The sequence below is a fragment of the Natronomonas sp. CBA1123 genome (genome assembly GCF_009741925.1).
Classification (GTDB): domain Archaea; phylum Halobacteriota; class Halobacteria; order Halobacteriales; family Haloarculaceae; genus Natronomonas.
In genome coordinates this window covers 180125-200490 of record NZ_WPCC01000002.1, presented here as the reverse complement: position 1 = coordinate 200490, position 20366 = coordinate 180125, and the positions used below count along the sequence as shown (strand labels likewise).

Below are 20366 nucleotides of genomic sequence, written 5' to 3'. Positions count from 1 at the left end.
GAATTGACAATGATGTTGGACTCTTTTAGACGTTCGACAGTCGTCGCCGGATCGCTGACATCGATCTTGACATCTCCCACGACTGCAATCGGGGGCTGTCGGTCGCTGTCGGTCGCTGTCGGGCGAACCTCACGAGGGAGTTCGTCTAAATCGGTCCGATTTATGTCTCACTCGAAATCGATGAGCGGTTTGATGATGTCGTCTTCCTTCGATTCCATCAACTCGAAAGCTTCGTCAATATCCTCAAACGTGAATTCGTGGGTCGTCATGTGAGTTGGATCGACACGGTCCTGTTCCAGCAACCGAAGGAGGCGTTGCAGACGGAGACGGCCGCCAGGACAGAGACCGGTGGTGATGTCCTTCTCGGCCATACCAACCCCCCAGTCTTCGCGCGGAATACGGACGAATTCGTCTTCGCCGTGATAACCGATGTTGGAGATCGTTCCACCTGCCTTGGTAACCTTGATACACTGTTCGAACGTCCCGCTCGTTCCAAGTGCTTCGATGGCAGCGTCGACACCCTCGCCGTCAGTGAGGTCCATTATCTGTTCGACAGGATCACCCTCAGCGAAGTCGACGATGTCATCGGCACCGTACGTCCGGGCGAGTTCTTGTCTGTTTGGCACCGTCTCGACGGCGATAATACGGCCGGCTCCCTGAAGAGCCGCTCCTTTTGTGGCCATCAGACCGACGGGTCCCTGTGCGAATACTGCGACGGTTCCACCGACGGGGACATCGGCGTGTTCTGCTCCCATGAACCCCGTACTCATCATGTCGGTGACGTAGACCGCTTCCTCGTCCGTCACGGTTTCCGGAATGCGGGCCATGTTCGCATCGGCATCGTTCACGTGGGCGTACTCGGCGAAGGTCCCGTCCTTCACGTTGGCGTATTTCCACCCACCGAGAGCCTGATTCGACTGCGAGGGATGCCCGTCCTGGGCGGCAAGCGAGCCCCAGTCAGGGGTAATCGCGCCGACGGCGACTCGATCGCCCGTGGTGAACTCCACCACGTCGTCTCCTACTGTATCCACGACCCCGACTACTTCGTGCCCGAGCGTCAGACTCTCCCGCTCGCCGATGGCGCCGTGAAGCGTATGCACGTCTGACGTGCACACGAGTCCTTTCGTCGGGCGGATGACGGCGTCCGTTGGACCGGGTTCCGGTACGTCCTTGTCGGCGAATCCAGTTTCACCGACCTCTTTCATGACAAATGCGTCCATTGTGAAGCGCCTCCCGTCTACCAACGGCGTGGGATGGTATAGTGCAGACTGCCAATTCCCACAATACAGTAATTCAGACAGATTCGCAATCCCGCCCGTAGAGAACCGAGCCCCGATGTCTATTCGTCTAGATACCCGCCAAATCACTACCGCGGAAAACCTATAGATACCCAGTACTCTGTTGCGTGTATGGACAACGATACCACGGACCTCATCCTCACCCTATACAGCGAGGAAGAAATCAGCGAATACGCTGCACGGATGCTGCTCGATGACGACACCATCGATCGCTATAACGACACGCTGAAACAGGCTGGTCGAATAGCCGGGCATCAAGCTGGTGGTCAGGGGATGGCTGAGTGGCCCGACGACGTCCCGATGCCGTACGGCCCTCTCTCTGAAGAAGAGTATTACGTCGAAGGGAATTCACGCCGATGACTGACATCACGCAGAACGACTAGACAGGGTACGAACACAGCGTAGAACATTCTTTCTCGCGGCCTCGAAATTGTAGGAGGGGGACACTCCGACCCAGCGCCTGTGGGACTGCACTCCCTGTGTGTTGACCGGGAGTGCGAACAGGCAAGCGTCGAAGGTGGTTCGGATGCCACGGACCTGTAGAGGTCGTCGAACGGGCCGAGAACACCGCTCGTGCATAAATATAATACAGAACGTTCCCGACCGAACCGCTCGTTCTCTTCTGAGTTCGCCCTCTCTACCCCACCTGTGCAATTTCAGAGCCTGAATAGACGATTCACGAGTGCTATTTGATACCAAACCTTCAGGAAGATAGCGGCTTCACATTAAGAGAGTGCATGATCCATGGGAGATCCTCAAGACACAAACAAGAATTCACTGGGAGGTGAAACACAACGGGACAACGGCAATCATCACCAACACGAACCCAGCGATGAAGATACTGAACCGGCCTTACACGAGCAGCATGAGCACGCCGAACACGAGGGTAAAGGAAACGACCACGGTTCCCACGAGGGCCACGGCGAGGGTCACGGTGGGATGCACGAGGGCCACGAACAGATGTTCCGGCGGCGCTTCTTCGTCTCCACACTCCTGTCGATTCCCGTCCTCCTGTATAGTGAAACGCTACAGGAGTGGCTCGGCTTCTCCGTCCCTGCGTTCCCGGGGAGCGAATGGATCAACCCCGTCTTCGCGGTAGTCGTCTTCGTTTACGGTGGAGTTCCATTCCTTCAGATGGCGGTGCCGGAACTGAAGGATCGGGCACCAGGGATGATGACGCTCATTTCGATGGCGATCAGCGTCGCGTTCGTCTACAGCCTTGCGAGTGTGGTCTTCCCGACGCAGTCGGCGTTCTTCTGGGAGCTCGTCACGCTGATCGATATCATGTTGCTGGGTCACTGGATCGAGATGCGGTCGGTTCGACGAGCCTCGAGCGCGATCGACGAACTGGCGAAGCTGATGCCCGATACCGCCGAGCGGATTACCGACGATGGAGAGACCGAGGAGGTCCCTGTCAGTGACCTCTCCGAGGGCGACCTCGTGCTCGTCCGGCCGGGCGCAAGCATCCCCGCTGACGGTACCGTCGAGAAGGGTGATTCGGACGTCGAGGAGTCGATGATTACGGGTGAGTCGAAACCAGTCTCGAAGGAACCCGGCGACGAGGTCATCGGCGGGACGATCAACGGTGACGGCAGTCTCCGCGTGCGCGTCGGTGCGACCGGCGAAGAGACGACGCTCGCGGGCATCATGCGCCTCGTCGAGGACGCTCAGCAGAGCAAATCAAAGACGCAGGTGCTGGCGGACCGCGCTGCCGGTTGGCTGTTCTACGTCGCGCTCGGGGCGGCAATCGTGACCGCAATCGCGTGGACGCTCGCGGTCTCGTTCAACGCAACGGTCATCGAGCGTGTCGTCACGGTGCTCGTTATCGCCTGCCCGCACGCACTCGGGCTCGCAATCCCACTAGTCGTCGCCATCAACACCTCGCTGGCGGCACGGAACGGAATGCTTGTCCGCGACCGGATAGCGATGGAAGAGGCGAGAAATCTGGATGCGATTATCTTCGACAAGACGGGGACGCTCACCAAAGGCGAACACGGCGTCGTCGACATGGCGACCGTCGACGGCGTCAACGAGGACGACGCACTCGCCTTGGCGGCGGCCGTCGAAAGCGACTCAGAGCACATGATTGCGCGAGCCATCCGCGAGGCCGCCGCAGAGCGAGAGCTCACCGCTCCGGATGCATCCGGTTTCGAGGCGATCAAAGGTCGAGGCGTACGCGCGACCGTCGACGTTTCGAGCTTCGCCGGTGGCTCGTCCGACGGTGGTGACGAGGTTTACGTCGGCGGGCCGAACCTATTGACCCAACTCGATAGCGAGATTCCCGACCATCTCAAGCGCTTCGCTGACGAAGCTGGCGAAAATGCACAGACCGTTGTGTATCTCGTCCGTGAGGGGGAGTTGATCGCCGCATTCGCGATGGCCGACGTCATCCGCGAGGAGAGTTACCGTGTTGTCGACGCCCTCCATGACCTCGGCGTCGAGGTGGCGATGCTTACCGGTGATTCTCAGGACGTCGCCGACGCGGTAGCCGACGAATTGGGTATCGACACGGTGTTTGCCGAGGTACTCCCCGAAAACAAGGATAAGAAAGTCCAGGAACTCCAAGACCAGGACAAACTCGTGGGGATGGTCGGCGATGGCGTCAACGACGCGCCGGCGCTAACGCGGGCCGACGTTGGCATCGCAATCGGGAGCGGCACCGACGTCGCGGTCCAATCGGCCGATGTCATCCTCGTTCAGAACAACCCGTTGGACGTCGTCCGACTTGTGAAACTGAGCAAGGCGAGCTACCGGAAAATGCAGGAGAATATCGTCTGGGCGGCCGGATACAACGTCTTCGCACTCCCACTTGCAGCGGGCGTGTTGGCCCCGATCGGGATTCTGCTGTCGCCAGCCATCGGCGCACTCCTGATGTCGCTGAGTACGGTCATTGTCGCAATCAACGCACAACTACTCCGACGCGTGGATCTGTCTCTCCCGAATCTTCCAGGAGTGTCACCTCCCAACGCTTGAGCTTCAGACTGAGCGACCAATTTAACCAACATTTTGGGCCAGAATCCCCAAATAGTTGGTTAAAGCGATAACGCAAACCAGCTTCGACTCTGGGAACAGTCTCGAAAACGGCCGAACTGTACGGCAAGTCCAGTGACCAAGTTCGGTTCGACATATGTCCAGATTACATCCCAGAAACGTGAAAGCGCCACGCCTACACCGAATCAGTTGACACGATACGGAGAGCTGCCCGCGATCGAGCCCTTGCTGATCACCCAGAACATCGCCGATATTCGGCGGACACGAGCGTTGATGGACCCCGCAGAGCGGTATTGCTCGAAGTCAGACTTCTCGATGAAATCACTTGAGCCGGTCGTTTGAGAGCAAGTTTGTTTCCGTGGCGAAGGCGCGAATCCCGCGTCAATAGGACAATGAGACGCGTGTCCTCAAATCCCTGCCTACGGCGGATTCTCCGCGTCGTTGATTCCCTCGAGTGTTTCATAGGCGTAGGCGTATCGCCACCGTTGAAGAATCGCTCGCGTGACAAGGGAGACCTCAGACACAGTAATACAGGATGGCTCAACGGGACGGCTTGGAGCGTTGGGCGGTGGATGAAAATGTCGTCTTGGCGCGCCGGGTTTCGGATGGCAGTCGAACCGAAAGTTCCGACCTCTGCCGTCCGTGTAGTGCGCGGCGTAGTTCCCAGTGAGACTCCACCGAACGTCTATCCGAGCAGTTGATGCCGCTCCGACTCCGTCGGACAGTTCGATCGTGAGTGTCTGTAGATTCAACGGGTTGTCCAGTGATGCCGTCTGGACCAGCGGCTCCTGCTCCACGAACAGGTCTCGAATCTCACGCAACGCCCCGGCGTCGATAGGACCAAACACCTCAGACGGTTCGTTCGGTTGGGTATGCTGAGAGAGTTCCTCGTCGTCGGTCATACGACGATGGATGTGCCGCCATTGCCATCATCGTCTGTGTCTCTGCCAGTAAGGTGACCGGTATGACTCGCTTCACCGATAGCGAGTGCTGCTTGTGCGAGCGCAAGGTTGCGTCGCGTCGTTTGCCATTCTGTGAGGAGCGCACCGTAGTCACTGTCAACATCATCGATATCCAATTCACGGGCGAATTCCTCGGGTGAATCGACATCATATTCCTCTCGCCACTCCTGTATCTGCGCCTTCATATCAGCAATTCCGGACGCAATCTCTTCGGGTGTCCGTTCCGCGAGGAGCGACTGTGCATGTTCGGTAACGATAGCCGTTTCCGACCGTCGGTAGCGCGTCGTCTGTCCGTCCTGAGAAGTCGTCACTTCTCCGGCGCTCTCGAGTGTTCGCAGGTGCTTTCGCGCCGTGGTCGGCGATACGCGGGTGCGATCAGCAATCTCCGCGGCGGACGCAGGATCGTAGGCACGGCGGATGATCTCGTACACTCGTTCGAAAGGAGTCGTCTCCTCAACCCATTCTTCTTCGACGATATCGTTCACGTCACGGTGTTCGGTACCGCCATCCGGACTCATTCGGTGGGGTGAGGACATCTCCTCGGACATTGTATGCTAAACAACGCGAGAGTAGTATAATAATCTGTTGAACAATATATTGGTTAGCAGACTCTCCATGCGTGGAGCTGACCACCAACAGCAATACGCATCTGTTTATCCACAGCAGGCCCGCCTCGGCATACGAACGTCTCGGCGCCAATCACCCCGACATCAGCACTCTGACCCCGCCAACTACCAATCTATCAAGCGAATGTGCTGCGACGCTGTATGAGAGAAAGAACACAATCATCACGAATATCTCGGGGAGGTTAAACGCGACAACGTTGACCGTCGCGACGGCGGGAATCAGTGATAGCAGGGCCTCAACCGCACGATCGAACGTTATCACGGCGACGGCAGAGCCAGCGACAAGCGCCATGAGGTAGCCCGCAGTTCGCAGTGACGGCGGAGTGACGCGTGACCACACCCGGAGTTGGTACTCGTCGTACGTGACGATGCCGAGGGCGGCGAGTTGGCGCCGTATCTGGTCGATTGCGGTCACCACGAGTATGAACCACAGCAGTGCCGCGATACCGAATCGGACGAACGAGGGCGATAGATCGAGTACCGTCTCGCTGAACACCGTGACGATGGCGGGGGTCGCCCGATCGACGAGGACGTAGAACAGGACGTAGCCGAGCCCAGCTTCTATCGGTCCGTACGCTGGGAACTGGCTCTCGTCCTCGTGACGCGGTTCGCCTGCGACAGACATGCCCATGTGGAGGTTGGTACGCCGTACACCTCGTGCGGGCAATTGTTTATTAACAATTGTGTTGTTATCATTCGTATGGGTTTCTTGTTCGGGGCGGTGGGCCGTCGGGGCGTCGTGGTCGTCCTCGTCGCGATGCTCCTCCTTTCGACGGTGGCGGGTGTAGCGGCAGCGCAGTCCGTACAGGGGGCCTCTGAAACAATTGTTGTTGAAGAGGGCCAGACAGTCTCCAGCGTCGAAGCGTTCGCTGGGACTATCGTAATACGGGGAACTGTCACGGGGGATGTCTCCGGGGCCGCCGGGACGATTCACGTCGCCGAGAGCGGGCGCGTCGGGGGATCGATCTCTGCCGCCGCCGGGGATGTCCGAATCGAAGGTAAGGTAGGAGGCGATGTTAGTGCTGGCAGCGGAAACTTCCAAGTGACCGAAACCGCGACGATTGGCGGGGATGTCAATGTCGGCGCGGAGTACGTCCGCATCGACGGCCGAATCGACGGCGACGGTCGTGTCGGTGCAGAAACGATCGTGCTTGGACCGAACGCAGATATCGGTGGGGAGTTCCGATATGATGCCAACGAATTCACCCAAGACCCGGCGGCAACGGTCGCAGGTGGCGTCGTGGAGGATTCGAGTCTCCGAGGCGATGTTGGTGCCTTCTCGCTACCGAACTGGGTAGCATGGGTATACGGCCTCATCGCGAATCTCCTGCTCGGAGCGATACTGCTCGCGCTCTTCCCGGCCTTCTCGGCACGGCTCGCAGGGCGTGTGTCCGACGAGCCTGCAAAAACCGGTGGGGTTGGGTTGTTGACGCTCGTCGGCGGACCGATCCTCTTGGCGCTGGTCGCCATCACGATCATCGGCATCCCCTTTGCAATCCTCGGCGCAATCGCATTCGGATTCGCAATCTGGGTCGGGATCGTCTACGGCCAGTACGCCGTCGGTGCATGGGTACTCCGTCGAGCCGGACGGGACGACCGGTGGCTGGCGCTCGTAGCCGGCATCGTTGGATTCGCCCTTCTAGGTGCAATCCCGGTCTTAGGTGGACTCCTCGTGTTCGGTGCACTCCTGTTGGGCCTGGGTGCACTCGCCTTGGAACTCCGGAACTCGTTCCGCACCCGGGGACGGTCGGGGCCCAGCGATCGACAGACGACGTTCGACGAGTCGTTCGGCGATTCAAGCGCCTGATCTTCGCCAAACGGGGGCGAAGGTCCGCAAGTATGTTCAGTCGGGATGTTCATCGAGGACGTTCAGCGAAGATGTTCATTCAAAATGTTCAGTTAGCGTGTACAAAGGAGACTATTTGGGGATTGCTAGCAATACAAACAGTATGAATCCATCCTCTGCCTCTCTGTCTGATTCGAGGGAGGCAGCCGATCACGAACGGATTGCCATCCAGACGGTGGGGTTGACAAAACGCTATGGGAAAGACGTTCTCGCTGTTGACGATCTCGATTTGACAGTGTATACCGGCGAAATCTTTGGCTTTCTCGGGCCGAATGGCGCCGGGAAGTCCACAACGATCGACGTGATCATGGATTACGTCCGCCCATCGGCTGGAAGTGCAACCGTCCTCGGATACGACGCCCAGAGGGAGACGCGGGAAATCCACAAACGGGTCGGTATTCTTCCCGATGGATACGGACTCTACGACCGCCTTACTGGTCGCAAACATCTCGAGTACGCGATAGCGTTGAAGCAATCCGACGACACAGTCGACGACCTCCTCGACCGGGTCGGCCTCGATGCTGCAGCTGCTGACCGAGTCGTCGGTGGCTATTCGAAGGGGATGATGCAGCGGTTGGCCCTCGCGATCGCGCTCGTCGGCGACCCCGAGTTATTGATTCTCGACGAGCCGTCATCGGGGCTCGACCCCAACGGCGTCCGTCTCGTCCGTGAAATCGCTCGAGACCACGCCGACCGGGGGAAGACCGTCTTCTTCTCCAGCCATATTCTCAGCCAAGTCGAAGCAGTTTGTGATCGCGTCGCGATACTCAACCGAGGACGACTCGTCGCTATCGATTCGATAGACGGACTTCGCGAGGCGCTTGGAACAGGGTCGACGGTAACCATCACAGTCGATTCCGTGCCGGACTCGCTGACACTCAAGGAGATAGCCGGTATCTCCGACGTTGCAGTCGATGGGCGAACGATTCGGGTAAGCGTCGACGAAGCCACAGCGAAAGTCGACGTGATCGACCGCATCCGGGATGATGGCGCTGCAATTCTCGACGTAACGATCGAAGAGTCATCGTTGGAAGATCTATTCAGCGCATACACGGGTGATGCACCCCCACAGGTTGATGCTTCGGAGGGAGAGCGGTGACGCTTGCGACAATCTGGCTGACGATTGCTCGCAAGGAATTCGCCGACGCTCTCCGGTCACGAATGATCTGGGGCATCGTCGTGATCATCGCCGCGATGACGTCCCTCTCGGCGGGCATCTCCCTACTCGTTCCGGATGTCGAAGGCGGTGCCGAGATGGCAATTGGCGGTGCATCACAGTTCGCGGGACTCCTTGTCCCGATTATGGCGCTGATCGCCGCCTATCTCGCGATCGCAGGTGAACGGGAGTCGGGGAGTCTGAAGGTGATCCTCGGTCTCCCGCCATCAAGGGGTGAAGTGCTCCTTGGGAAGTTTCTCGGTCGAAGCGGTGTGGTCGCTATCGGACTCACGCTGGGGTTCGTGGTATCTGGTGTAGTCGCCGCGGTTCTCTACGGCGGACTCCCCGTGGTAGCGTTCATCGGGACAACAATCCTGACCGTCGTTCTCGGCGTTTCGTTCGTCGGCATCGCGATCGGTATTTCAGCCGTAACCACAACACGAGCACGGGCGATGACGTTGGCGATCACGGCATACCTCGGGCTAACGCTCCTCTGGGATCTGGCTCCCACTGCGGTTCACTTGCTGGTCACTGGCGAGATGCCTGGTGGCGTCGTACCCGCCTGGTACCTACTCTTACAGGGACTCAGCCCAACCGGGGCGTACAACGCACTCGTCCAGCAACTGTTACTCGGTGGTGGAACGGCCGTGGAAGCGCGAATCGGCGGCCCGGCACCCAGCTACCTCGATCCAGCTGTGTTCCTGGGTATTCTGTTCGTTTGGACTGTCGTCCCGCTCCTCGTCGGGTATCTCAGCTTCCGTCGAGCTGATTTGAGCTAACCGGCTGTATTGAAACTCATCAACCGGCAGAAGGTTTCGGAAATCGTGCTACATAGAGAGCACGAGTTGGTCATGTACGATTCAACCAGACGTGCCGGAGGCCAGCCAGAACGTTCGGGACGCTGCAACTCCCGATGCTGATTGGCATCGTCCTCGGATTCATCATGTACGCGGTGACCAGCCTCAGAACATAGTACTTCTCTCCCCGTGTTGCGCTCTTGCTGTTCGCTCCAGCTGGGATTTTCGTGGTGAATATTATTCGAGTGGCGACTTTGGGATCGACAACGCCGATTTGGGCGCCAGCCATCTTGGGGACGGCCCAAGCGCTCGCTCTCTTGGCGATTAGCTACGTTCTTCATACCGAACCAACAGTTCACACTTAACCCGAGCCGAACGCAAACCGGGGCGAGTCTTATGTGCTCTGGGTACACCTCGGCACCTATGGACGCCTTGGGCAAGGTGATGGACAGCGTCACTGAAGATTTGACGTCGGTCAGCCACTACCACGAACTGGCCGCTGTGTACGATTTTGTCCTTGCTCGGCGATACGACCACGATAGAATGGCTGCCTTCGTCGCCGACGAACTCCCGGACGACGCGAGTACTATCTGTGTCGGTGGTTCCGGCCCAGGACGACTACTCGCCCTGCTGGCCGACCGCTACGATGAGGTGGTCGGCGTCGATCTGAGTCCGGCGATGTGCAAGATAGCTGCCAAGAGAACAGACGCTGAAATTGTCGAAGCTGACCTTCTCGAGTATTGCGAACAGGAACGGTTCGACGGCTACACGCTGCTCGGCAACTCTATTGCGCATCTACCTGCTGGAAACATCCAATCGTTCTTCGAGACAGCTCGGACGTGTCTCGCATCTGGGGGAGTCATTGCTATCGACTTTACCCTAACGGAGACGCTCTCTAACGGACATCACCGATCGGACAGCTTCAGATCTGAGCGCTATCGTGTCGACCGGTCCGTGATTGTAACTATCGAGGACCGTAACCCAGAGGCTCTCGGCACACCCGCCCGATACGCCTACAGCTACGAACTCACAGACGAGCAGACGGGTGAGACAGCCACCACCGGGACATCCGTGTCAGTTCGGGCGTTCGACCCACCGGAACTGCTTGGAGCGGCGATACGGGCTGGCTTCATCGAGGTGTGGCTAGTTGACCCGCCAACCCCTCACGGCGGCGGGCTGTTGGCGCGTCGGCGGTAATGTACCCGAGTCACGCTACTCGATGGCTAACCGCTCCACGACCGACACCATGTACTCACGTCCGGCAAACAAGGTCGTATCACCCTTCGTTGTCGCCACCGGCATATGAAGTGTCGTGTCCCCCTTCTTCGCCGCCGCCTTCGCAGTCCCGAGCGGCGCACGCTGGACCCCCGCCGCAATGACATGGTCGTCAGCCGAGCTACGAGCAACGTGGACACCGGTCCACCACGGCCCCTCTCTGCCACTGACGACGCCAGTGAATGACTCGATAGCTGTTTCGGAGCCGAGAAGTTCGGTCACGAAGTCGGGGTCCTTCCCTTCGCGGTAGGCGACCTTCGGACCGGCCAGCCACTCAACCTCATCGGCGTCGGTGACCCCGGCTCTCTTCAGCATTTCTCGAGCCTCCTCACGCTGAAGTAATTCCTTCGTCTCAACATCGACGAGTGGATTGGCCGACTGTCCAGCGACCGATGCGTTCGGCGTTGACAGGACTCCAAGGCCGAAAGTACCGCCGCCCAGCGGAGCCGGACGGCTGGCGTCCAACAGCCGCTCGACGTCCCTGACGTGCGATGATCCGTCACCGAAGACAACGTTCCCCGGTGCAACTACGAGGAACGGATTATTCCCGGTATCGAAAGGGTTGTTCCCAGTATCGAAGGGGTTGTTTCCGGTCGCTCTCGCCTGCTCACCGAACACCTCTTCGAGCGACCGATCGCCAGTCGCGAGGAGCAACGGTGTCGACTTGTCGAACGCCCCATCGACATCCCCATTGAGCCAGGTCGTCGTCAGACCACCATCGCCGTCACCGAGCCAAGGTCGCGAAGGGAAGACCTCACCCGCCGATGCCTCGAAGACGTTCCCGTCCCGGACGGACACTGTCTCGGTATCGAAGCCCTTGCTGTTTAAAAATACCAGCACGTCGTTGGGATCGGCCTGATCCCTCCTCCGCACCCCTGTGGGAGCCAGGACGCTGACGTACCCACCCGAGATCGATGATACGTTCTCGAGGAACGGCGTGGGGAGGGTATCGATACCAAATTCGTCTCCGTAAGCGACGGCCGCACCTTCGCTGATAGCGCCCCCGTTGACCCGTTCGACGAACCATCCGATTGGGGTACGAAGAGGCCCGTGTCTGTCGGCCATCTTACTGCCCACCGAGTCCATCCGCCCGCTTGTAAACGGCGGCCTGGTTCGTTATTTCGACCTCTGTGTCGGCAGGCCCATCGAGAGTAATGGTCTTCGGGGTTACAGTGGCCTCGGCGAGCAACAGCTCAGTCTGATCGGCGTCAGGAAGTGTGACCGGTGACGCCGCGAACGACTGGTTGGTTACGCCTGAACAACCAGCGAGCACAATGCCTGCGGCTGTTCCCGCAGTTGTGAGGAATCGGCGTCGATTCCAGACGGTGTCACGACCTGATGAGGTGGCACCTCTTGTCATTTACTCATCCTCCAATCGAGGGGTAATAAATCCCCTATACGAAATGGCTGGTTCTCAGAGTGGACGGAATCAGCCGTTACAGTACCGGCCTGTTTTCGAGCGTCAGCGCTTGATCCGTGAACTTCACGTGTAATCCCACACGACAGCCGTTTTACGCGCTCTTCACCCAGCCACGTGTGCTATCGCGACCGCCTCGCGGTAGCACGCGAGTGCCAGCAGCAGGTATCCACCGACCAGAAGCGCCCACTCACGGCGTGTCAGCGACCAGTCCCTCGGGGAACGTACTCTTTCAAACTCTTCTTTCCACCGGGGGCCGGATTCCTGATGCCACAGCATCACGCCCCGCGTCGCGACCACGATTGCGACGAATGCTGTAATCTCTATCGGTCCACTTCGCTCGACGAGCACAGTCAGCGACGGCACAATACGCTCTCCTGTCCCACTGGCGAGTGACCCGGTCCCCCAGACTGCTCCGTAGCGGGGGGCCTGAACGACCTCGATTACGTAGCCCAGCGGCGTGTTCACCGATCGGAGCGTGTTCGCTGCGACGGCGATTACCGAGACAGCCACATTCCATCCAAACAGCGTCAGGAACTCTCGCGGAACACTTCCTGCGTAGTCTGCAGAAGCGACCGGATTCCCACCTCGGAGTAGTCCCTATGGGTGGAAGAGGTAGCTGAAAACCCACGACACCGTGAATACGCTCGGGACGACGACCCACAGGGAAACAAACCGGACGAGGACGTCATCGTGATTGACGTACCGTCCGACTCGCTTCGAGAATCGGGCCACCAATCCGGTCGCATTCGACGCCGCCATACGTTCAATCATCGTTTTCCCTCGACAAATACGTTCGCGAGTCGCAGGATACGCGCCACGCGACATCTCAATGGCAATGACCTGCGTGACGACGACAATCGTGAGTGTGGAGTGCTGCGTTGGTGGCTACGTTCCGCCAGGGATGGTGATTGGCTCGAATCGCTGCAGGCCAAAGTACGTGTTCAGGACGGCCCCGACCCCGACGACAGCAACTCCGAGTTGTGCGATTCCACCGAGATACGGCACGAGCCCGAGAAGTTCGAGGACGAGCAGGAACGCGGCGATTCCAGCGAGCGTCGCGACGCCATCGGCCTCGATTGGAAGACGCATCCCGATGAGGTACCCGAACACGGCCTGGCCGTAGAGGACGATCAGGAACTCGGCGAAGAGTCCGACGATGGCCAGCGGGAGTAGAATAAGGGTGAACGCCATGTAGACGAAGAGGACCAGAAGCGTCGTTGCGGCGAGGCTACCGATGACGGCGCTGACGAGCGTGTGCTCGGTGATGGCCGCACCAACGTTCTCGATGATACTCGGGTGTCGCTCGGCAAGCCACCACCCGAACGCGCCGAGGACGAGGAACTGCAGGAGGAACGCCCCGATTCGTTGGGCGGGCGAGCTCGACGGAGTGGGCGGCTCGAATTGTGAGACGTGACCGACTGAGGCATCGGAGCTAATCACAGCGGCACCCGAATAGGTTTGGAGCGTTCCGGTCACGGTCGCGCCGTCATTGACCGAGAGATTCCCGTTGAGGAGCGTCACGTCGCCGTCGACCGCACCGTCGATGGCTGCGGTGCCACCGATTACATAGACGTCGCCCTCGAGAGTCGCGTCCGCGGGCACAGTGGTGGTTCCGCCGGCGACGACGTGGACGTCCGCCAATGAGTCGATATCGTTGTCGCCCTGGAACGTCACGGACATCTCCTGGACATCGCCGCCACCGATGGAGATCATGAGGAGGACGACGATGAGGAGCGGAATAGCTTCCGTCGGATTCATGCCCTCGCACCTCCGTTCTCGCGGGCGAGTTCGATCATCCGTCTGGCGTACAGACCGACCGCAAGCCCGAACAGGAGGAGCAACGAGAGCGCCTGTACCACGTTCAAGTGAGAGAGAAGCGTGAGGTCCACAGCCTGGAAGTACAGTGCGAGTGCGGTACTCGAGAACGTGGCGAGCCAGCCGGCGACGCCGATGCCAATCGCCGAGTGAGTGCCAATCGTCTCCGGCGTCGAAAGGTCGGGCCAGAGCGCGAAGTTCAGCGTCGTATAGAAGCTTACAGCGATCGCATACAGAGCAGGGTTCAGGGGTGATGCCCCGTTCCCCGTAATCGTGGGGAACACCGCTGCCAGACGGAGGTCGGATGTGTACATGACGTGTGTGAGAGCGAACAGCGCGAACGTCCAGAGGAAGATGCGCGAGAGCGAGAAATTCGCGTAGATGACGCCGGCCATCACCGCACCGACGACGTGTGCGACGGCGATGAACAGACGCGTCGAGAGCTCCGGCGACTGCCAGGAACTCAGCAATAGCGATGGCGTGTCGATGATTCGGAGAAATCCGAGGCTATCGATGAAGAACACGCCGAACATCAGGACGACCGGGACGGCGAAGGTGAGACTGCGCGTCCGTACCGACGCTCCATGACAGAATCGTCCCGTGCCGTATATGCCGTGTTGTGCCCCGAGGTCGTCGAGGAGGTCATCGAGACGGTCGTAGCTGACAAACGACAGCACCGCGAGCACGAGGAGACCTGGCGCCATCGCGGCGACCATCAACTGGCTGAAAACGTCGATTGACCATGAGAGAGGAACCGCGTTCGCCAGGAAGTACGCTATCGCCGTGATCGCCGCGGCGACGTACCCCCGGTCTGGGACCGGAACGAGGTCGATCGCCAGCGAGAACGAGACCGGAAACCCAACCCCGAGACCAATCGACGCGAGCACGATCCACGCGCCGAATTCGGGAACGGTCCGAATCATCGGGGCGACGAGCGTGAGCGCGAACTGGACACAGACCACGCCGAACAGGAGTCGGAACTTCGTCCGGAGGTCAGTGCTCCAGCCGCGTCGGTCCATCGTCACCCCGGTGACAACTGCGACAACGAGCGTCACGAGCGCAAGCGCCGCCATCCACATCGAAACGGTAGTTTCGGTCATGCCGACGAGGCGCGTCCCAAGATCGATGAGCCCCAACTGGACGAACGTGATGTTGTAGTAGTAGCCGGCGACCATCAGCGCGACGAACAACACGTACCCAGCCACCGTCGTCCAGCGCCTCTGGCGGATGTTCCTAACGATTCCCATTCTCGATTTCTCGATATATCGTGTGCTCGGATGTCTAATAAAAGCGGTACTTGGTGAATACGAGTATGCGTGGGCCCCCGGCATCACCTCATCTCTACGGAATGAGGATTCTGTACTCTTCGTTCAATCCGCTCGTGTTTCAGTTTCGGCGTGTGGGTGGCCTGTAGAAGCACTGGAAGGGATGGCTCGGATGAATCGAGTCGTAAGAACGAGACCAGTGATACTCAGGATAGCGAATATCACGATCTGGGGGAGGGGAACGGGTTGGCCGTTCTGGAGCATGAAGACGATCATGGCGAGGACTGCCAGACCGAGAGTGGTGCCTTTCACGAGAAGGACGCCGGTGAATACGTAGCCCCACGCTCGCTGCTTCCAGAGAAGGACCGCCGAGATAGCGAACGATGGGATGACGACGCCGAGATCCAGAGACTGAATGACGGGAACGGGCAGCGTCGTCTCAGCGATGCTCGGAGGTCTGGTTCCGGAGAGACTCGCTGGGCCGACCTCGGCGAGCCACATCAGCGCCACGAATCCGGCGACGAGCGCCTGGAAAGCGACGTATCCACGGACCGGATGCCCGTCGAGTGCTTCCTTCAGGTCTATTGGGTCGATGCGGGCGACGCCGCCGATGAGCGTGAACAGCGTTAGTGAAAACAGCGCGACGTAGACGAGATAGAGTTCGTTGAAGGAGGTGAGGAGCGCGTACGAGGCGTACGTATAGAAGAGATAGCCGGTGACACCGAGCCAGACGACGTAGCCGCGAAGTGAACCCTGAGAGCCATAATATAGGGCGCCAGCGAGTACAGGGACAGCGACGACGAGCGTCAACAGATCCTGCCCGTACAACTGTGGGAGGAGAACTTCGGCGTCCCGGTAGAACCCTGGAACAAACAGCCCGACGCCAGCCGCCACGACCGCGAGAAAGAAGGTGAGCGTCGATGCAACGAGATAGGGCCGAGTGAGGCGTTGGGAAGTTCGTGTAGCGGTCATGCCGTTGAATCCTCAGTCATGTCAGGGGCGACGCCGAGTCGGCCTTCGACGAACGCGGCGACATCCGCTGTGAACGCGTCGACAGCGTCCCAGTCGGTGAACTCAACGTCACCGCCCGGTTTCCGTTCCTCGGTGAGAAGGTCCTTCGCGATTTGCTTCATCATGAGACGTTTGAGGAACCCGTACTCGGAGAACCGAAGGGCGCCACCGAACTGCCCGATTCGGTCCGGATGCCATCCGGTATCCGTGATGAACGACTCTACGTACCCCGCTGCCTCTTCGTGTTTCTCCTCGTTTGCTGAGGACAGCGAGACCTGAAAGAACGCGGACAGCATCCCCGATAGCGCGTCTCGGTTCTCCGTGACGAAATCACGAACCTCGTCCTGATGTTTGCCGACGTGAATCGACGCGCCCACGATGGCGGCGTCGTACTCATTAAGGGTGAACGATTCCGGTCGGTCGCGCACGTCGATTGCACTCGCCTCGTGGCCGCGCTCGGCGATTGTGGCCGCGATTCGCTCTGCGATCTTCGCCGTCTGGCCTTCACCGGTCCCATAGAGTATCAAAAAGGAACTCACGTGTTCTCTCACCTCGATACGGGTGTTCGCCGCGCCAGCAGATAAATTCTCGTTGAACCGACCGCTTCGTTCAGGCTACAAGAAAAAATCGGCTCTGTTGGAATCACGTTCTGTAGCAATAGTTGTCACTCAAGAGTAATATTTTCCCCAAGCTCGAATAACGGTTCACGGCCAGTCAGGATCGACGCCGACGAGGTGGGCGCTGGTCTCCCAGAGCTGCTGCCGAGTCTCTGGATCAGTTGCTTCCGGCGCGGGGGGCGTGATCCCGTCTCCAGTGACGTAGGCGCCGGTTCGTTCACCGAATTCCGGGGCCGTGACGAGATGACAAAGTCGCTGTGCGCCTTCCTGCTGTGTTGTGCCGATACCGGGGACGATGGCTACAGCACGGATCATCAGCCGTGTCCAGAGACGGGCATTGCGGAACAGGTTCGTTGAAGGGACGAAACCGGGGTGGAAGCAGTTCGCTGTAATCTCGGTCTCGTCGAGTCGATCGGCAAGTTCGACCGTGAACGCGATGGTAGCAAGTTTCGACCGGGCGTACGCTTGGAGCGAATCGTAGTCGTTGGTGAACTGGAGATCGTTGAAGTCCAATGTGGCGCGACGGTGGATATCTGAGGCCGTAACGACGACCCTGGTTGGTACTGAGGTTCTGAGTCGGTCCAGTAGTTCGTGTGTCAGGAGATACGGGGCGAGGTGATTAACGGCAAACGTGAGTTCGACGCCGTCCTCGGTTTCCGATCGGCGGCGAGACGAGAGCCCAGCGTTGTGAACGAGAGCGTCAATCCGGTCGTATGTATCGAGGAGTTCCGCAGCAAGAGAACGAACGGTTGCCTGGGTTGCGAGGTCCGCCTGGTGGAATCGAATCTCGCCGTCGAGCCTGGCCGCCTCAGCGGCGAGTGTGTCACCGCGTGTCTGGTCTCGTCCGAGAACCGCAACCGTCGCTCCCTGTGCAGCAAGTTCTGTTGCGGCGATACGGCCGATACCGCTGGTCCCCCCCGGTCAATACCACGAGGCGTTGTGTATTATCCGCGGTCGCTGTCACGTATCATTAAAGGAATCAAACGGCAGATGCGTATGAATTTCGGTCAGGAGTGCGGTCTGCAGCAAACGGATACGTATGCATACTGAGCGCCTGTCGCCAACGGTGACACAACTGTTTTTTCGGCGCCGAGAGTCAGTGTCTCCATGCCGCCCACAGCGTATGGCGTCTCCTTCGGCAAGCGGTTCGGCGTGACCCTACTGGCTGGCGTGCCCGGAATCGCCGCTCTCGTCGGCTACATCTACGTTACTACGCCGCCGACTGCCGTCCCGGCCGGTCTGTCGCTTCCACTTCTCGCCGTTCTGTCAGGTCTCAACCCCCTGTTGCTCCTCGGCGTCGCGTGTCTGCTCGGTGCGTACACAGCACCGCGTGTGGGATTGCGGTCGTATCTCATCGACCGGTTGGGGACCGGCGAGGGAGTCTGGGAACACCTCCGTGAGGAGGTTGGACTGGCTGTTGGTATCGGCATTCTCGGGGGCATCCTGATCGTCATCCTCGACGCGGTGATGATGCCGTTCGTCGGCCAGGATTTACCGCAGTCCGTGATTGGGGCGACCAGACCGACTGTGGCTACCGTTCTGGCGTACGCTCCGGTCCGATTCCTCTATGGGGGAATCACCGAGGAGCTTATGCTCCGGTTCGGGCTCATGTCGGTGCTTGCGTTCGTGGGCTGGCGCGTCACCGGTCGTCGGGCAGACGGCCCCGGATCGGGAGTCATGTGGACCGCAATCGTGATTTCGGCCGTGCTGTTCGGTGTGGGGCATCTCCCAGCACTCGCACAGTCTGTCGCTCTCACCCCCGCACTAATCGCCCGGACTGTCCTCTTGAACGCAATTGCTGGCATCCTGTTCGGCTGGCTCTACTGGCAGCGAAGCCTCGAAACGGCAATGATAGCCCACGCCTCGTTTCACGTCCCCCTCCTGATGCTCTCACTCGTGCAGGTCGTGGTGCTCTAAGGGAGTCCAACCCCCCGAGTCGGACTGGCCAAGATATCACTTACAAGTACCCCCGACGAGGTAAGTTTGTCATGGAGTACCACGACTCCGAGAAGGCCAAAGAGGTGGCGACACGCGTTGAGAAGTTCATGGAAGACGAGGTGCTGCCTCGCGAGCGGGAGGCACTCCGAACGGGAGACCGGATCTCTTTCGACGAGTTAGAGGAGTACTGGGAGATGGCGAAGGACCGCGATCTCTTCGCACCACAGATGCCCGAAGAGTACGGTGGGCAAGGACTCGACTTCCGTGACATGCTTCCCTCCTTCGAACAGGTCGGTCGGTCACTCTTCGGTGCGCTTTCGATTCGAGCGAATGCTCCTGACGAAGGGAATATGCATACCCTCGAGATCGGTGGAAGCGAGGACATCAAAGAGGAGTACCTTCGGCCATTAGTGCAAGGCGAAAAGTGGAGCGCGTTCTCGATGACCGAACCGATGGATGGCGGCGGGTCGGACCCGAAAATGCTCCAGACGACAGCAGAGAAGGACGACGACGAGTGGGTTATCAATGGCCACAAGTGGTGGAGTTCGCAGGCGAAAATCGCTGACTTCCTGTTGGTGATGGCCCGTACGGATCCAGACGCCCATCCCTACGAGGGAAGCTCAATTATTCTGGTCCCAAAAGACACTGACGGTGTCGAAATAGTTCGAAACTATCCGGTGTTGGGCGGCCATGGCATCCTCGAAGAGGATTTCGGCCACGCAGAGATCGTGTACGATAACGTCCGCGTCCCGGTTGCAAACACCATCGGCGAGGAGGGCGGCGGGTTTCGACTTGCGCAACTCCGACTCGGTGGGGGACGGCTGACCCACTGCATGCGGTATTGCGGTATGGCGGAGCGGTCGCTTGATGTCGCGAAGGCGTACATGGCTGAACGAGAGGCATTCGGTTCACCACTAAAAGACAAGCAAGCACTCCGCCATCGAATCGCGGATGCCGAGACAAAGCTTCACGTTGCTCGAACTGCGTCACGCCATGCCGCTCGGGAACTCGACAACAGTGACGCTCGGGTTGAGGTCGCGATGGCCAAGACGTTTACGGCGAATGTAACGAACGAGATCATCGACTTAGCAGTCCAATGCTGTGGCGGCAACGGTATCGCAAAAGACCTGCCACTCGCGCACTTCTATGAGGAGGTTCGGCCGTTCCGAATCTTCGATGGTGCCGATGAAGTCCATCGCCGAACCATTGCCAGAGATGCCTTCGAGGACCTCAAACCCGAAGAGGTCGAGCACGTCCTCCGATTCAACGAACCACGTCGATAGCAGACAGACCCCAACGGCGGTATCGTTCATGCCTCGTCTCTTTTTTCGGTTGACACCAATTCGTAT

The 20366-nt window shown here is 59.2% G+C and carries 21 protein-coding genes; 8 read left to right on the top strand and 13 right to left on the bottom strand.

Features of this window, described 5'->3' with window-relative positions; translation table 11 throughout:
* Positions 1 to 167: 167 nt before the first annotated feature.
* Positions 168 to 1220, bottom strand: coding sequence for an NAD(P)-dependent alcohol dehydrogenase (locus tag GJ631_RS02330; RefSeq protein WP_156707616.1), 1053 nt, complete (start codon positions 1218 to 1220; stop codon positions 168 to 170).
* Positions 1221 to 1409: 189 nt separating this feature from the next.
* Between GJ631_RS02330 and GJ631_RS02325 the strand changes: the two genes are divergently transcribed.
* Together GJ631_RS02325 and GJ631_RS02320 are read left to right on the top strand one after the other, a co-directional pair.
* A complete protein-coding gene (locus GJ631_RS02325) occupies positions 1410 to 1658 on the top strand; it encodes a hypothetical protein (protein ID WP_156707598.1) in 249 nt (82 codons plus the stop codon).
* Positions 1659 to 2237: 579 nt separating this feature from the next.
* On the top strand, positions 2238 to 4271 hold the full coding sequence (locus GJ631_RS02320) for a heavy metal translocating P-type ATPase (protein WP_370518531.1): 2034 nt from the start codon (positions 2238 to 2240) through the stop codon (positions 4269 to 4271).
* A 437-nt stretch (positions 4272 to 4708) separates the two neighbouring features.
* Here GJ631_RS02320 and GJ631_RS02315 read toward each other — a convergent pair whose 3' ends face one another.
* The 3 genes from GJ631_RS02315 to GJ631_RS02305 all read right to left on the bottom strand — a co-directional run bounded on the left by GJ631_RS02315 (position 4709) and on the right by GJ631_RS02305 (position 6508).
* The gene (locus tag GJ631_RS02315; protein ID WP_156707596.1) at positions 4709 to 5191 is read right to left on the bottom strand and encodes a hypothetical protein; all 483 of its coding nucleotides are present in this window, start codon (positions 5189 to 5191) and stop codon (positions 4709 to 4711) included.
* On the bottom strand, positions 5188 to 5769 hold the full coding sequence (locus GJ631_RS02310) for a winged helix-turn-helix domain-containing protein (RefSeq protein ID WP_156707615.1): 582 nt from the start codon (positions 5767 to 5769) through the stop codon (positions 5188 to 5190). Before GJ631_RS02310 ends, GJ631_RS02315 begins: the two co-directional genes overlap by 4 nt.
* Positions 5770 to 5950: 181 nt before the next feature.
* Entirely contained in the window at positions 5951 to 6508 is a 558-nt protein-coding gene (locus GJ631_RS02305) for a hypothetical protein (RefSeq protein WP_156707595.1), read from the bottom strand.
* Positions 6509 to 6577: 69 nt separating this feature from the next.
* Here GJ631_RS02305 and GJ631_RS02300 point away from each other — a divergent pair, with 69 nt between their 5' ends.
* The 4 genes from GJ631_RS02300 (at position 6578) to GJ631_RS02285 (ending at position 10873) form a co-directional block, all read left to right on the top strand.
* Complete coding sequence (locus GJ631_RS02300; RefSeq protein WP_156707594.1) at positions 6578 to 7684, top strand: polymer-forming cytoskeletal protein; 1107 nt, start codon at positions 6578 to 6580, stop codon at positions 7682 to 7684.
* A gap of 142 nt (positions 7685 to 7826) precedes the next feature.
* Positions 7827 to 8822 carry an ABC transporter ATP-binding protein gene (locus tag GJ631_RS02295; RefSeq protein ID WP_156707593.1) on the top strand — a complete coding sequence of 332 codons (996 nt, stop codon included), beginning with the start codon at positions 7827 to 7829 and terminating at the stop codon, positions 8820 to 8822.
* Positions 8819 to 9658 carry an ABC transporter permease subunit gene (locus GJ631_RS02290; protein WP_197424735.1) on the top strand — a complete coding sequence of 280 codons (840 nt, stop codon included), beginning with the start codon at positions 8819 to 8821 and terminating at the stop codon, positions 9656 to 9658. The genes GJ631_RS02295 and GJ631_RS02290 overlap by 4 nt, the downstream gene beginning before the upstream one ends.
* A gap of 441 nt (positions 9659 to 10099) precedes the next feature.
* Positions 10100 to 10873, top strand: coding sequence for a class I SAM-dependent methyltransferase (locus tag GJ631_RS02285; RefSeq protein ID WP_197424733.1), 774 nt, complete (start codon positions 10100 to 10102; stop codon positions 10871 to 10873).
* Between the two features lie 15 nt (positions 10874 to 10888).
* Here GJ631_RS02285 and GJ631_RS02280 read toward each other — a convergent pair whose 3' ends face one another.
* From GJ631_RS02280 to GJ631_RS02245, 9 genes are all read right to left on the bottom strand, one after another.
* The gene (locus GJ631_RS02280; RefSeq protein ID WP_156707591.1) at positions 10889 to 12016 is read right to left on the bottom strand and encodes a DUF6517 family protein; all 1128 of its coding nucleotides are present in this window, start codon (positions 12014 to 12016) and stop codon (positions 10889 to 10891) included.
* A gap of 1 nt (position 12017) precedes the next feature.
* Positions 12018 to 12311, bottom strand: coding sequence for a twin-arginine translocation signal domain-containing protein (locus GJ631_RS19380; RefSeq protein ID WP_156707590.1), 294 nt, complete (start codon positions 12309 to 12311; stop codon positions 12018 to 12020).
* Between the two features lie 162 nt (positions 12312 to 12473).
* Entirely contained in the window at positions 12474 to 12881 is a 408-nt protein-coding gene (locus tag GJ631_RS18415) for a hypothetical protein (protein WP_197424731.1), read from the bottom strand.
* A gap of 87 nt (positions 12882 to 12968) precedes the next feature.
* Positions 12969 to 13130 (bottom strand): hypothetical protein, encoded by a 162-nt coding sequence (locus GJ631_RS18410; protein ID WP_197424729.1) that lies wholly within the window; start codon positions 13128 to 13130, stop codon positions 12969 to 12971.
* Positions 13131 to 13256: 126 nt separating this feature from the next.
* Positions 13257 to 14129 (bottom strand): polymer-forming cytoskeletal protein, encoded by an 873-nt coding sequence (locus GJ631_RS02265; RefSeq protein ID WP_156707589.1) that lies wholly within the window; start codon positions 14127 to 14129, stop codon positions 13257 to 13259.
* Positions 14126 to 15433, bottom strand: coding sequence for an MFS transporter (locus GJ631_RS02260; RefSeq protein WP_156707588.1), 1308 nt, complete (start codon positions 15431 to 15433; stop codon positions 14126 to 14128). Before GJ631_RS02260 ends, GJ631_RS02265 begins: the two co-directional genes overlap by 4 nt.
* 123 nt (positions 15434 to 15556) lie before the next feature.
* Positions 15557 to 16423 (bottom strand): hypothetical protein, encoded by an 867-nt coding sequence (locus GJ631_RS02255; protein ID WP_156707587.1) that lies wholly within the window; start codon positions 16421 to 16423, stop codon positions 15557 to 15559.
* Entirely contained in the window at positions 16420 to 17001 is a 582-nt protein-coding gene (locus GJ631_RS02250) for a flavodoxin domain-containing protein (protein WP_370518530.1), read from the bottom strand. The genes GJ631_RS02255 and GJ631_RS02250 overlap by 4 nt, the downstream gene beginning before the upstream one ends.
* Positions 17002 to 17166: 165 nt before the next feature.
* Complete coding sequence (locus tag GJ631_RS02245) at positions 17167 to 17973, bottom strand: SDR family NAD(P)-dependent oxidoreductase (RefSeq protein ID WP_370518533.1); 807 nt, start codon at positions 17971 to 17973, stop codon at positions 17167 to 17169.
* 213 nt (positions 17974 to 18186) lie between these two features.
* Here GJ631_RS02245 and GJ631_RS02240 point away from each other — a divergent pair, with 213 nt between their 5' ends.
* Positions 18187 to 18996, top strand: coding sequence for a CPBP family intramembrane glutamic endopeptidase (locus GJ631_RS02240; protein WP_156707586.1), 810 nt, complete (start codon positions 18187 to 18189; stop codon positions 18994 to 18996).
* 71 nt (positions 18997 to 19067) lie between these two features.
* Positions 19068 to 20300: an acyl-CoA dehydrogenase family protein gene (locus GJ631_RS02235; protein WP_156707585.1), complete on the top strand. Its 1233-nt coding sequence runs from the start codon at positions 19068 to 19070 to the stop codon at positions 20298 to 20300.
* The last annotated feature ends 66 nt before the right edge of the window (positions 20301 to 20366 follow it).

Bases quoted from the DNA above. Each gene is read 5' to 3' on its own strand.
- GJ631_RS02330 (WP_156707616.1), bottom strand. From the start codon at position 1,220: ATGGACGCATTTGTCATGAAAGAGGTCGGTGAAACTGGATTCGCCGAC.
- GJ631_RS02325 (WP_156707598.1), top strand. From the start codon at position 1,410: ATGGACAACGATACCACGGACCTCATCCTCACCCTATACAGCGAGGAA.
- GJ631_RS02320 (WP_370518531.1), top strand. From the start codon at position 2,238: ATGCACGAGGGCCACGAACAGATGTTCCGGCGGCGCTTCTTCGTCTCC.
- GJ631_RS02315 (WP_156707596.1), bottom strand. From the start codon at position 5,191: ATGACCGACGACGAGGAACTCTCTCAGCATACCCAACCGAACGAACCG.
- GJ631_RS02310 (WP_156707615.1), bottom strand. From the start codon at position 5,769: ATGAGTCCGGATGGCGGTACCGAACACCGTGACGTGAACGATATCGTC.
- GJ631_RS02305 (WP_156707595.1), bottom strand. From the start codon at position 6,508: ATGGGCATGTCTGTCGCAGGCGAACCGCGTCACGAGGACGAGAGCCAG.
- GJ631_RS02300 (WP_156707594.1), top strand. From the start codon at position 6,578: ATGGGTTTCTTGTTCGGGGCGGTGGGCCGTCGGGGCGTCGTGGTCGTC.
- GJ631_RS02295 (WP_156707593.1), top strand. From the start codon at position 7,827: ATGAATCCATCCTCTGCCTCTCTGTCTGATTCGAGGGAGGCAGCCGAT.
- GJ631_RS02285 (WP_197424733.1), top strand. From the start codon at position 10,100: ATGGACGCCTTGGGCAAGGTGATGGACAGCGTCACTGAAGATTTGACG.
- GJ631_RS02280 (WP_156707591.1), bottom strand. From the start codon at position 12,016: ATGGCCGACAGACACGGGCCTCTTCGTACCCCAATCGGATGGTTCGTC.
- GJ631_RS19380 (WP_156707590.1), bottom strand. From the start codon at position 12,311: ATGACAAGAGGTGCCACCTCATCAGGTCGTGACACCGTCTGGAATCGA.
- GJ631_RS18410 (WP_197424729.1), bottom strand. From the start codon at position 13,130: ATGGCGGCGTCGAATGCGACCGGATTGGTGGCCCGATTCTCGAAGCGA.
- GJ631_RS02265 (WP_156707589.1), bottom strand. From the start codon at position 14,129: ATGAATCCGACGGAAGCTATTCCGCTCCTCATCGTCGTCCTCCTCATG.
- GJ631_RS02260 (WP_156707588.1), bottom strand. From the start codon at position 15,433: ATGGGAATCGTTAGGAACATCCGCCAGAGGCGCTGGACGACGGTGGCT.
- GJ631_RS02255 (WP_156707587.1), bottom strand. From the start codon at position 16,423: ATGACCGCTACACGAACTTCCCAACGCCTCACTCGGCCCTATCTCGTT.
- GJ631_RS02240 (WP_156707586.1), top strand. From the start codon at position 18,187: ATGCCGCCCACAGCGTATGGCGTCTCCTTCGGCAAGCGGTTCGGCGTG.
- GJ631_RS02235 (WP_156707585.1), top strand. From the start codon at position 19,068: ATGGAGTACCACGACTCCGAGAAGGCCAAAGAGGTGGCGACACGCGTT.